We start from the raw sequence: 12,200 nt of genomic DNA, 5'->3' as shown, positions 1-12,200 counted from the left end.
AACGCCCGGCCGGTCCCGCCGGTCGGGCGTACGGACCCGCGGGAGTGCCGGGGGCACTCCCGCATGCCCTACGGGTTGGAGCCGACGATGGTCGGGATGATCGCGGTGCCGGTCTTCTTGACCAGGTAGGCGCCCTTGAAGATCGGCTTGGCACCGACCGGTACGGCGCTGCCGCAGTTGGTCGAGGAGACGACGTTGAGCTCCCCGGTGGTGCTGGAGACCGCGAGCTTGCCCGTCGAGTTGGTGTACGTGCCGGACGCCTTGCCCGTCACGCGGAAGACGCAGGCACCGACGGTGACCTTGGCGTCGACGTTGCCGATGTAGCCCTTGGTGACGCCGGTCGCGGCGGTGTAGTCCTGTGCCACCACGGTCCACGGGGTGGTGGCGACGGTCGTCACGTTGCCCAGGACGCTGGTGCAGGGCGAGCCGCTGGCACCGAAGCTGATGGCGCTGATCGAGCCGACGGTGGCCGGGTTGCCGGTCGCGCTGGCCATCGAGCCGGACGCGCCCGAGGTCGTACACGTCATGGCGATGCCGTTGACGCTGAGGACGATGTTCCCGCTGTTCGTCGCCGTGAAGGCGGCGGGGGAGGGGTTGACGGTCCACGTGGTGGACGGCACGGCCGATGCCGTGCCCGCGGTCAGGGCGAGTGCGGCGGCAGCGGCGCCGGTGACGAAGGCGAGGTTCCTGATGGTGTTCTTCATGGCTGTGGGACTCCTTGGGGATCGATCGGCAGAGGGTGGGCCGCAGCTGTGCGGTGGGGGGAGACACAGACGGCCCGCGGCTCGGTGTTCCTCGGCCGCGACGCTGACGTTACTTGCGGGAAACTTGGCTGAACAATGGCGTAGTTCAAGATTCTTTGAAGAGCTGGCATTAACTGTTCGCGGGGTGAGCGGTCCTTGGCATCGCATTAGCCACCGGGTGCGTAAAATCGATAATTCCGGTCGATCGGGCGCCGCTCCGCGCTGTTTTCCCTCGTGTAGGGCGTATGCATCCCGGCGGGGAGCCCGGGGTGCTCTCCGTCGTGACAAGTAGCGGCGTGCATGTGTAATCCACGTGACAAAGAATGCGGGCCGGAGGCCGTCCCGGGAAAAACTCGGGACCCACTTATTGCCGTCGGATGTTACTCGGCCGTAGCGTTCCGGGTGCGACGCCCGCCCCCTGGTCGGCGGCCCCTGAACACGGGAGTCCTCAGGGGGGAGACAAGTGGCGCACCCGAGCTTGTCCGCGCGGTGACAAGTTCATCGGCGCCGGGCCGAATTGGTGTCACACCTATTGTCCGGTGATCGCGAACGACCTAACGTGCGGCCCGCGACGCACACGTGGCGCGCGACTGCTGGAGGTGAAGTGGGAATCGAAGTGGCTGTTGAAGGTCTGACCATGTCCTTCGGCAAGCAGAACATCTGGCAGGACGTGACCCTCACGTTGCCCGCAGGGGAAGTGAGCGTCATGCTCGGCCCCTCCGGAACGGGGAAGACGGTCTTCCTCAAGTCGCTCATCGGCCTGCTGAAGCCGGAACGGGGACGCGTCCTCGTGGCCGGCGTCGATATGGTGAACAGCCCCGAGCGCGACATTTACGAGGCCCGCAAACTCTTCGGCCTCATGTTCCAGGACGGCGCCCTCTTCGGGTCCATGTCCCTCTTCGACAACATCGCCTTCCCGCTGCGCGAGCACACGCGGAAGAAGGAGTCGGAGATCCGCCGGATCGTCATGGAGCGCATCGACGTCGTCGGGCTCCTCGGCTCGGAGGGCAAGCTCCCCGGCGAGATCAGCGGCGGCATGCGCAAGCGGGCGGGACTCGCCCGCGCGCTCGTGCTCGATCCGCAGATCGTGCTGTGCGACGAGCCGGACTCCGGTCTCGACCCCGTCCGCACCGCCAACCTCTCGCAGTTGCTGATCGACCTCAACGCGCAGATCGACGCGACGATGCTGATCGTCACCCACAATCTCGACATCGCCGCGACCGTCCCCGACAACATGGGGATGCTCTTCCGGCGCAACCTCGTCACCTTCGGCCCGCGGGAACTGCTGCTCACCAGCGAGGAACCGGTCGTGGCGCAGTTCCTCGCGGGGCGGCGCGAAGGACCCATCGGGATGTCCGAGGAGAAGGACGCGGCCACCCTCGCCGCCGAGGCCGCCGTGCCCGGCCTCGTACCCGCCGCGCCCCGGGCCATCGTCCCGCAACTGGAGCCCTCGCCCGGACTCCCGCCGCGCCAGGCCGCCATCAGGCGCCGCGAGCGCGTCCTCGCCATGCTCGACACGCTGCCGCCCGCCGCCCGCGCCGCCATCGAGGACACCTACACGCGCGGCGCGTTGGCGCCGACCCTGCGGCTTCCGGCCACCGGGAGCGGCTCGTGATCACGGGCGCGCTGCGGCAGACCGGCCGGCTCTTCGCCCTCGCGGCCGAGGTGGGGCGGTCCATCTTCAGACGGCCCTTCCAGTTCCGGGAGTTCGTCGAACAGTTCTGGTTCCTCGCCAGCATCACGATCCTTCCCGCCGCGCTCGTCTCCATCCCGTTCGGCGCGGTGATCGCCCTGCAAGTCGGCTCGCTCACCCAGCAGTTGGGTGCCCAGTCCTTCACCGGAGGCGCCAGCGTCCTCGCCGTCATCCAGCAGGCGAGCCCGCTCATCGTCGCCCTGCTCATCGCAGGCGCGGGCGGCTCCGCCATCTGCGCCGACCTCGGCTCCCGCAAGATCCGCGAGGAGCTGGACGCGATGGAGGTCATGGGGGTCTCGCCGGTCCAACGCCTGGTCGTGCCCAGGGTACTGGCGACGATGGGCGTGGCCGTGCTCCTCAACGGCCTGGTGTCCGTGGTCGGCACGCTCGGCGGGTACTTCTTCAACGTCATCCTCCAGGGCGGCACCCCGGGCGCCTACCTGTCCAGCTTCTCCGCACTCGCCCAACTGCCCGACCTGTACATCAGCGAACTCAAGGCCCTGATCTTCGGGTTCATCGCGGGCATCGTCGCCGCCTACCGCGGCCTCAACCCGCGCGGCGGCCCCAAGGGGGTCGGCGACGCCGTCAACCAGTCCGTCGTCATCACCTTCCTGCTGCTGTTCTTCGTGAACATGGTGCTGACGGGCATCTACCTGCAAATCGTCCCGCCGAAGGGAGGCTGAGGCCGATGGCCTCCCCGCTCGTATGGCTCGACCGGTCCGGCGACCAGTTGCTTTTCTACGTCAAGGCGCTGGCCTGGATCCCGCGCACCCTGCGCCGCTACCTCAAGGAGGTCCAGCGGCTGCTCGCCGAGGTGGCCTTCGGCTCCGGCGGGCTCGGTGTCGTCGGCGGCACCATCGGCGTGATGATCGCGATGACCCTGTTCACCGGGACCGTCGTCGGCCTCCAGGGGTACGCGGCCCTCGACCAGATCGGCACCGCCGCGTTCACCGGTTTCGTCTCCGCCTACTTCAACACCCGCGAGATCGCACCCCTGGTCGCCGGCCTCGCGCTCTCCGCGACCGTCGGCGCGGGCTTCACCGCCCAGCTCGGCGCGATGCGGATCAACGAGGAGGTCGACGCCCTCGAGGGCATGGGCATCCGCTCCATCCCGTACCTGGTCACCACCCGCATCATCGCGGGCGTCGCGGCGATCATCCCGCTCTACGCGATCGGGCTCCTCTCGTCGTACCTCGCCTCCCGTTACGTGACCGTCCTGTTCAACGGCCAGTCCCAGGGAACGTACGACCACTACTTCAACCTGTTCCTCTCCCCGACGGACGTCGTGCTGTCGGTCCTCAAGGTGTTGATCTTCAGCGTCATGGTGATCCTCGCCCACTGCTACTACGGGTTCCGAGCCTCCGGCGGCCCCGCCGGGGTCGGCGTCGCGGTGGGCCGGTCCGTGCGCAACGCCATCGTGATCATCAGCGTCACCGACTTCTTCCTGTCGCTGGCCCTGTGGGGCGCGACCACGACCGTGAAGGTGGCGGGGTGAGATGAGCAGCCCACGCGCCATGAGCAGCCCACGCGTTACGACCCTGCGCCGCCGCTCCGCCGGCCTCGTCTTCCTGCTCGTTCCCGCCCTCCTGGTCTGGCTGGCGATCGCCGTCTACGACAAGCAGTTCACCGACAGCGCCCCGATCACCATCGAGACGGGCAGCGTCGGCAACGAGATGCACCCGGGGGCCGAGGTGAAGATGCGCGGCGTCGTCATCGGCGAGGTCCGCTCCATCGCCGCCACCGACACGGGAGCCCGGCTCACCCTCGCGATGGATCCCGACACCCTCCACGAGGTTCCCGCCGACGTACGCGCGCAGATGCTGCCGACGACCCTGTTCGGCGAACGGTTCGTGGCGCTCGTACCGCCGGCGTCGCCCTCGTCCGAACCGATCGGCGCCGGCGCCGTCATCCCCGAGGACCGCTCCAGCAGCGCGGTGGAACTCCAGCAGGTCCTGGACAACGTGCTGCCCATGCTCTCCGCCGTCCAGCCGCAGAAGCTCTCCGCCACCCTGTCCGCCGTCTCCCGGGCGCTGGAAGGGCGCGGTGCCAAGCTCGGCGACACCCTCGCCCAACTGGACGCGCACCTCAAGAAGTTCAACCCCGAACTGCCCGCGCTCAACCGGGACCTCCAGGAACTCGTCAAGGTCAGCAACGTGTACGCGGACGCGGCCCCGGACATCGTCACGGCCCTCACCGACTTCACCACCACCAGCGGGACGCTCGCCGAGAAGGAGAGCGAGCTGGCCGCCACCTTCGGGGCCACCACCCGCACCGCCCAGGACATCACCACCTTCCTGCGCCAGAACAAGGACAACATCATCCGGCTCAGCGCCACCGGCAGGCCGACCCTGGAACTGCTCGCCGAGTACTCCTCGTCGTTCCCCTGCACGCTGCGCACCCTCGCCGCATTCGTGCCGGCCATGGACAAGGCCCTCGGCAAGGGCACCGACCGGCCCGGGCTGCACGTCAACGTGGTCACCGTGCCCTCGCGCGGGGCCTACGCACCCGGCCGTGACACCCCCTCGTACACCTCGGGCGGCGGTCCGCACTGCTACCCCGTGCCCTACCTCGGTGTCCCGGTGGCACCCGCCGCGCGGGCCACGGCGGCGGCCGACCAGGACCTCGGTCCCGCCAACTCCGCGCAGGAGAACGACCTCCTGAACGAACTCCTCGCGCCCGCCGCCGACAAGCCGCCCGGCGACCTGCCCGACTGGAGCAGCCTGCTGGCCGGACCCGCGTACCGCGGAGCGGAGGTGGTCCTCAAGTGAGAGACGGCCTCGCACACACCCGGCGACGCCCCCTGACCGGCCCGGTGGTCAAGTCCTTGATCTTCGTCCTGGTCACCGCCCTCGCCACGACCGTGCTCGCGCTCAGCATCGCCAACACCGGAGTGGACTCGGGTACGCGCTCGTACAAGGCGCTGTTCACCGACGTCACCGGGCTCATCGACGGCGACAGCGTACGGATCTCGGGCGTGAAGGTCGGGGAGGTGACGAACGTCCGCGTCGTCGACCGGCGCACCGCCCAGGTCACTTTCCGCATCCGCGACGACCGCACGCTCCCCGAATCGGTGACCGCCGCGGTGAAGTACCTCAACATGGTCGGGCAGCGCTACGTCTCCCTCGACCGGGGCAGCGGCGACGTGGGCTCCGCCCTGCCGCCCGGCTCCACCATCCCGCTGGACCGCACGACGCCCGCGCTCGACATGACGCTCCTGTTCAACGGATTCAAGCCGCTCTTCGAGGGCCTGTCGCCGAGTGACGTCAACGACCTCGCCGGGTCGCTCGTACAAGTCCTCCAGGGCGAGGGCGGCACCGTCGAGAGCCTCCTTCGGCACATCGGCTCGCTCACCCGGACCGTCGCCGCCAAGGACCAGGTGATCGGCCAGGTGGTCACCAACCTCAACACCGTCCTGGACACGCTCAACACCCGCGAGGCCGCCTTCGGCGATCTCGTCGTCACCCTCCAGAAGCTCGTCACGGGCTTCAACGACGACCGCAAGCCGCTCGGCGAGGCCGTCCAGGCGATGGGCGACCTCACCACCGTCACCGCGGGGCTCCTCCAGGACGGGCGGGCCCCCCTCAAACGGAGCATCGGTGAATTGGGCCGCCTCTCGAACACCCTCGGCGACCACACGCCGCAGATCGAGGACTTCCTCAACAGGACACCGGCCAAGATGGCCGCCCTGGCCCGGCTGTCCTCGTACGGGTCCTGGTTCAACCTCTACCTCTGCGAGGCCCGCGTGAGCGGTGTGAGCACCTCCGACGGTTCCAAGCCGCCGACCGGCATCATCGTGACCGAATCGAGGTGCCGCGGATGAGCCGCCCGCCCAGGTTCACCCCCGTCAAGGACCGCAACCCCGTCGCGGTGGCCGTCGTCGGACTCGTCGTGCTCGCCATGATGGCCGTCCTCGCCTACAACCTGGACCGCCTGCCGTTCTCCGGCGCGGGCACGACCTACAGCGCCGACTTCACCGAGGCCGCCGGACTGGCCACCGGCGACGAGGTGCGCATCGCCGGCGTCAAGGTCGGCTCGGTCACCGGGGTCACCCTCGACGGGCCCAAGGTGAGGGTGACCTTCGGAGTCGGCGACGCCTGGGTCGGCGACCGCTCCACGGCCGCCATCGCCATCAAGACCCTGCTCGGCGAGAAGTTCCTGGCCCTCGACCCGCTGGGCGCCGGACGCCAGGACCCCGGCAGCCGCATCCCGTTGGCGCGCACCACGTCCCCGTACGACGTGACCCAGGCGTTCCAGGACCTGAGCGGCACCGTCGACGCCATCGACACGAAGAAGCTCGCCGAAAGCTTCGAGACGATCTCCGCGACCTTCAAGAACTCGCCGCCGAGCGTGCGCAGCGCGGCCACCGGCCTGTCCGAACTCTCCAGGTCCGTCTCCAGCCGTGACGCCCAAATCTCCCAACTGCTTCAGGGAAGCAGGACGTTCACCAAGACCCTGGAAGGAAAGAAGTCCAGCTTCGAGACCCTCATCGAGGACGGCGGTTCACTGCTCGGGGAGTTGAAGGACCGGCGCGACGCCATCCGCGCCCTGCTCAAGGGCAGCCGGGAGCTGGGCACGCAGCTCAGCGGCATCGTCACCGACAACGACCGCCAGCTCGGCCCCACCCTCAAGGCCCTCAGCCGCGTCACCGAGGTCCTGGAGAAGAACAGCGGTCAGCTCGACAAGACCCTGGCCCTCGTCGGCCCGTACTACCGGCTCGTCGGCAACACCCTGGGCAACGGCCACTGGTTCGACAGCTACCTCTGCGGAGTCGTGCCCCGCAACTACCTGCCCGAGGCGTCACAGCCCAAGACCGGATGCCAACCGCCGCAGCAGAAGCCGGCGGCGGCGAAGGGAAGCGGTGCCCGATGACCAAACTCAGAAGACCCCTCGTCATCGGGCTCACCATGGTGGTGCTGGCGGCCTGCGGCCTCGTCGCCGTACGCGCCCTCGGCTCCGGCGGCACCCGTGTCACGGCCCATTTCGACCGCGCCGTCGGCATCTACGCCGGCTCGGACCTGCGCATCCTCGGGGTGCGCGTCGGCGAGGTCGAGTCCGTGGAGCCCGAGGGCACCCGGGTACGCGTCCGACTCCACATCGACGACGGCGTACGCGTCGCGGCCGACGCACGGGCCGTCATCGTCGCCCCCAGCATCGTCGCGGACCGGTACGTCCAACTCACGCCGGCCTACGCCTCGGGCCCCGCCCTCGCCAACGGAGCCCAGCTCGCCGCGTCCCGCAACCGGACCCCCGTCGAGATCGACCAGCTGTACGCCTCGATCACCGACCTCGGGAAGGCCCTCGGCCCCGACGGCGCCAATGCGGGCGGAGCCCTGGCCGGCCTGATCGACACCGGCGCGAAGAACCTGGGCGGCAACGGTGACGCGATCGGCACGTCCATCCAGGAGTTCGGCAAGGCGGCCAAGACCCTCGACGGCAGCAGCGACGACCTGTTCGCCACGCTCGGCCAGCTCCAGACGTTCACCACCATGCTCAAGGACAAGGACGGCGACGTCCGCACCGCCCAGGAACGCCTCGACGACGTGGTGACGTTCTTCGCCGACAACAAGGACGACCTCGCGGGCGCCCTCACCGAACTCGGCAAGGCCCTCGCTCAGGTCAAGACCTTCATCCAGAACAACCGGGGCGAGCTGAAGCAGAACGTCGACCGGCTGGTTCCCCTGACCCAGGCCCTCGTCGACCAGCGGGCCTCCCTCGCCGAGGCCCTCGACGTGGCCCCGCTCGCGGCGTCCAACGTGGTGGGCGCGTACAACAAGGACACCCGCACCCTCGACGGCCGGGCCAACCTCAACGAGATCAGCATGGGCGGACCGCTGCTCCCGCTGCCCGTGACCGGCGGCTCCTCGGCCGGCAACGGGAAGGCGGACCGGTGAAGCGCCGCGGATCCCTCACCGGCAAGGCCGCCGGGGCGGGCATCGCCGGGATCGCCGCCCTGGGCGCGGTCGTGGTCCTCACCGTGACCATGCTCCCCGCCGACCTGCCCCGCTTCGACGGCATCGAGGACCTGCCGCTGCCCGGCGGCGCGGACCTCGGCTCCCACCCGTACACGGTCACCGCCGAACTCGCCGACGTCCTCAGCCTCGCCCCGCAGTCCGCCGTCAAGGTCAACGACGTCGCCGTCGGCCGCGTCACCGAGATCCGCCTCGGGACCGGCGACTGGACGGCGCGCGTCACCATGAAGATCAACGGAGACGTCCGCCTGCCCGCCGACGCGGGCGCCCGCCTCCAGCAGTCCAGCCTGCTCGGTGAGAAGTTCATCGACCTCACCGCCCCCGCCAAGGACGCGGGCGGTGCGCGCCTCACCAACGGCAGCACGATCCCGCTCGCCCGCACCAGCCGCAACACCGAGGTCGAAGAGGTCTTCGGCGCCCTGTCCCTGCTGCTCAACGGCGGCGGGGTCAACCAGCTGAAGACCATCACCAAGGAGTTGAACTCCGCACTGGGCGGACGTGAGCCCGAGGTCCGCTCCATGCTGGAGCGGGTCAACACCCTGGTGAGCGAACTCGACGCGCACCGGGACGACATCACCCGGGCCCTCGACGGGGTCAACCGGCTCTCCGCGACCCTGGCCGGGCGCAAGGAGGACGTGGGGAAGGTCATCACCGGCCTCTCGCCCGGCCTCAAGACCCTGGAGAACCAGCGGGGTTCGCTCCTGACCATGCTGCGCGCCCTCGACACGCTGTCCGGCGTCGCCGTCTCCACCATCAACGCCGGCAAGGACGACATGGTCGCGGACCTCAAGGCCCTGGCGCCGACCCTGCAGGCACTCGCCGACGCCGGCGCCGATCTGCCCGACTCCCTCCAGGCCCTGCTGACGTACCCCTTCACCGACGAGGTGATGCGGGGCATCAAGGGCGACTACCTCAACACCTACCTGTACATCGCCGCCGAACCGGGCACCCAGGTCATCCCGCCGCTCGTCCCGCAGGCCACGCCCGGCCCTACGCCCACCCCTCCCGCCGACCCCGGGGCCACCGCCCGCGGGAGCACGTCCGGCCGCGGATCCACGAACCCGCCCTCACCGCTGCCGCTGCCGCCCGTCCAGAGCTTCGAACCGCCGGGAGCCTCCTCTTCCCCCTCCTCCCCGAGCGGGCGGAGCGCCACCACCGGAGCAAAGGACGGAGGGAAGACCCGGTGATCACCCTCGCCGTACGACTGAAGAACCTCGCGTTCCTCGTCATCTCCGTACTCGCCCTCGGTCTCCTCGGCATCCGCTACGCCGACCTCGGCCGCTACATCGGCGTCGCCGACCACTACACCGTCGACGTCCACCTCTCCCGGACCGGTGGCCTGTTCCCCCACTCGGACGTCACCTACCGGGGCGTCTCCATAGGACGCGTCGGCGCCATCGACCTCACCGCCGACGGGGTCGTGGCCCGGCTGCACATCAAGAAGGCGGCCGCCCGCGTACCCGCCGACGCCAAGGCCGTCGTCGCCGGACTGTCCGCCGTCGGCGAGCAGTACATCGACCTGCGGCCCCGCAGCGACCAGGGCCCGTATCTCACGGAGGGGGCCCGTATCGACCAGGCCGACACGGAGGTCCCCGCACCCGTCACCGACCTCCTGGCCAGCATGAACGACCTCACCCGGTCCGTTCCGCTCGACTCGCTGCGCACGGTCGTCGACGAGCTGGGCAAGGCGTTCGAAGGCCACGGCGACGACCTCCAGGCCCTGATCGACAGCGGCAGCGCGTTCGTGCAGGCCGCCGACCGCTCCCTGCCCGCGACCACCCGCCTCATCAACGACGGCGAGGTCGTCCTGCGCACCCAGGCCGAGGAAGCCCGAGCCATCCGCGACTTCGCCACCGGCGCACGCGAACTCGCCGTCACCCTCAAGGGATCCGACAGCGATGTCCGCCGCTTGCTCACCGTCACGCCGGACGCGGCCACCCAGATCAGCGGCCTCCTGCGCGACCTCGACCCCAGCCTCGGCGTGGTCCTCGCCAACCTGCTCACCACCTCGGAGATCGCCGTCACACGTCAGCGCGGCATGGAGGAACTGCTCGTGAAGTTCCCCGCGGCCGTCTCCGCGGGTGCCACCACCGTCGACGGAGGACGGATGAACCTCGGCATGGCCGTCACCTTCTTCAAGCCCCTGCCCTGCACCTCCGGCTACGGCGGCACGCGCTACCGCAACGGCCTGGACCTCGGTACCGCACCCGCCCTCAACACCGGAGCCTCCTGCACCAGCCCGGCCTCGTCCGGGAGGAACGTGCGCGGCTCCGCGAACGCCCCGAAGGGCGGCCCCGTCCCCACCCCGGCCAAACCCGGCTCCCTGCCCTCGGGCAGCGCCGGCTCCGCCACCGCACCCGCCGGGCAGCCCCTGCCCGGCGCACTCGCCCTGCCGGGGCAGGCCGGCGGCCCCACCGACCTGGCCGGGCTGCTCGGCCTCGGCGCCGGGAGCGGTCGATGAGGCGGGCGCGCGTCTTCGCGGGCGCGGCCCTGGCAGTGGCGCTCGCCTTCTGCGGGACCGGCGCCTGGACCTACGCACAGGCCCGCACCGACGACGCCCTCGCCTTCGGCCGGGAGCGGGACGACGTCCTCGCCCAGGGCCGTGATCACCTCACGGTGCTCAACACCCTGGACGCGTCCACGCGGGAGCACGCGGAGGCCAGCATCGAGGCGTGGCGCGACGCCTCCACCGGGCCGCTGCTCACCGAACTGGGCGCCACCCGGCCGGTGGTGGGTGCCTCGGCCCGCGCCACCGTCACCGAAGCGGCCGTGACCGCGCTGGACACCCGGGCGGGTACGGCGAAGCTCATCGCGACGGTCCGCGTCGACGTCACGCCCCAGGGCGCCTCGAAGGTGACGAGCGACCGCAAGCGCCTCGAAGCCGTCCTGGAGCGTACGGACGACGACACGTGGAAGGTCAAGGCACTGAGTGCCGTACCGGTGGCGGGCGCGGGCGCCACCGCATCCGCCACGGCCGGCGCGGGAAGCGAGGCGGAGTGATGCTGCTGGGGCGCAAGGCGATGAACGGGCCCGCGGAGGCGGAGGGGCCGGCCGTGCGGGACACGACGGCCGGCCCCGGAGCGAAGGCCACGGCGGACCTGGACGACGTGCCCGGACCGCCCGGTAGCGGGACGCGGACGCCCGTACCCGCCGACGGGGCCGGCACGAGTCCGCACGCCGAGGACGAGCACCAGGACGCGGGCATGGACACGGACGCGGGCGCGGCCGGTGCTGACTCCGGTGCCGAGGGTGAACCGGACCTCCGGGGTTCCCGCTCCCGGTTGGCCGGCCGGTGGCGCCATCCGGCCGTTGCGGCGGCCGTCGCCCTCCTGCTCCTGGGCGGGAGCGCCTTCTTCTACGGCGCACACCGACTGCGCGCGGCCCCGTCCGCCCAGAACCGCGCCCTCACCGACACCGCGACCACCGAACGGGTGAGCGGCGAGGTCAGTGAGGGCCTCGCCAGGATCTTCTCGTACACCCCCACCGGCGCCGACGCCACCGCGCGATCGGCGCGGACGGTGCTCGGGGGGAAGGCGGCCCGGCAGTACGGCGACCTGTTCGCCCAGCTCCGCGCCAACCTGGAGACGCAGAAGATCACCCTGAACACGAGGGCCGTGCGCACCGGGGTGATCGAACTCGACGGGGACACCGCGCGCCTCCTGGTCCTCCTCGACCAGACCTCACGGCGGGACGAGGGCGCCACGACCTCGGCCGCGGCCCAGCTGACCGTCACCGCCCAGTTCCATGAGAACCGTTGGCAGATCGTCGACATCAAGACCCGCTGAGAGATGAGCG

General features: G+C 70.4%; 12 protein-coding genes. 11 read left to right on the top strand and 1 reads right to left on the bottom strand.

The features are described 5' to 3' along the window. Window positions 1-68: 68 nt before the first annotated feature. Complete coding sequence (locus ACIQV3_RS21150; protein ID WP_403713956.1) at window positions 69-704, bottom strand: hypothetical protein; 636 nt, start codon at window positions 702-704, stop codon at window positions 69-71. A gap of 643 nt (window positions 705-1,347) precedes the next feature. Here ACIQV3_RS21150 and ACIQV3_RS21145 point away from each other — a divergent pair. Genes ACIQV3_RS21145 through ACIQV3_RS21095 form a run of 11 tightly spaced genes read left to right on the top strand, consistent with a single transcriptional unit; the run spans window position 1,348 to window position 12,190 of the window. Further along, entirely contained in the window at window positions 1,348-2,358 is a 1,011-nt protein-coding gene (locus ACIQV3_RS21145) for an ABC transporter ATP-binding protein (protein ID WP_403713955.1), read from the top strand. Continuing rightward, entirely contained in the window at window positions 2,355-3,119 is a 765-nt protein-coding gene (locus tag ACIQV3_RS21140) for an MlaE family ABC transporter permease (RefSeq protein ID WP_403713954.1), read from the top strand. Before ACIQV3_RS21145 ends, ACIQV3_RS21140 begins: the two co-directional genes overlap by 4 nt. A 5-nt stretch (window positions 3,120-3,124) precedes the next feature. Continuing rightward, complete coding sequence (locus ACIQV3_RS21135) at window positions 3,125-3,931, top strand: MlaE family ABC transporter permease (protein WP_403713953.1); 807 nt, start codon at window positions 3,125-3,127, stop codon at window positions 3,929-3,931. A 19-nt stretch (window positions 3,932-3,950) separates the two neighbouring features. Continuing rightward, entirely contained in the window at window positions 3,951-5,204 is a 1,254-nt protein-coding gene (locus tag ACIQV3_RS21130; RefSeq protein WP_403713952.1) for an MCE family protein, read from the top strand. Then, on the top strand, window positions 5,201-6,256 hold the full coding sequence (locus ACIQV3_RS21125) for an MCE family protein (RefSeq protein WP_403713951.1): 1,056 nt from the start codon (window positions 5,201-5,203) through the stop codon (window positions 6,254-6,256). Before ACIQV3_RS21130 ends, ACIQV3_RS21125 begins: the two co-directional genes overlap by 4 nt. Then, window positions 6,253-7,305: an MCE family protein gene (locus ACIQV3_RS21120; protein WP_403713950.1), complete on the top strand. Its 1,053-nt coding sequence runs from the start codon at window positions 6,253-6,255 to the stop codon at window positions 7,303-7,305. The genes ACIQV3_RS21125 and ACIQV3_RS21120 overlap by 4 nt, the downstream gene beginning before the upstream one ends. Then, entirely contained in the window at window positions 7,302-8,327 is a 1,026-nt protein-coding gene (locus tag ACIQV3_RS21115; protein WP_403713949.1) for an MCE family protein, read from the top strand. The genes ACIQV3_RS21120 and ACIQV3_RS21115 overlap by 4 nt, the downstream gene beginning before the upstream one ends. After that, complete coding sequence (locus tag ACIQV3_RS21110) at window positions 8,324-9,592, top strand: MCE family protein (RefSeq protein ID WP_403713947.1); 1,269 nt, start codon at window positions 8,324-8,326, stop codon at window positions 9,590-9,592. The genes ACIQV3_RS21115 and ACIQV3_RS21110 overlap by 4 nt, the downstream gene beginning before the upstream one ends. After that, on the top strand, window positions 9,589-10,866 hold the full coding sequence (locus ACIQV3_RS21105; RefSeq protein WP_403713946.1) for an MCE family protein: 1,278 nt from the start codon (window positions 9,589-9,591) through the stop codon (window positions 10,864-10,866). The genes ACIQV3_RS21110 and ACIQV3_RS21105 overlap by 4 nt, the downstream gene beginning before the upstream one ends. After that, window positions 10,863-11,405, top strand: coding sequence for a hypothetical protein (locus ACIQV3_RS21100; RefSeq protein ID WP_403713945.1), 543 nt, complete (start codon window positions 10,863-10,865; stop codon window positions 11,403-11,405). The genes ACIQV3_RS21105 and ACIQV3_RS21100 overlap by 4 nt, the downstream gene beginning before the upstream one ends. Further along, window positions 11,405-12,190: a hypothetical protein gene (locus ACIQV3_RS21095; RefSeq protein ID WP_403713944.1), complete on the top strand. Its 786-nt coding sequence runs from the start codon at window positions 11,405-11,407 to the stop codon at window positions 12,188-12,190. Before ACIQV3_RS21100 ends, ACIQV3_RS21095 begins: the two co-directional genes overlap by 1 nt. The last annotated feature ends 10 nt before the right edge of the window (window positions 12,191-12,200 follow it).

It is taken from the genome of Streptomyces sp. NPDC099050, from assembly GCF_044759865.1.
Lineage (GTDB): Bacteria > Actinomycetota > Actinomycetes > Streptomycetales > Streptomycetaceae > Streptomyces.
This window is presented reverse-complemented; position numbering and strand designations above follow the sequence as displayed.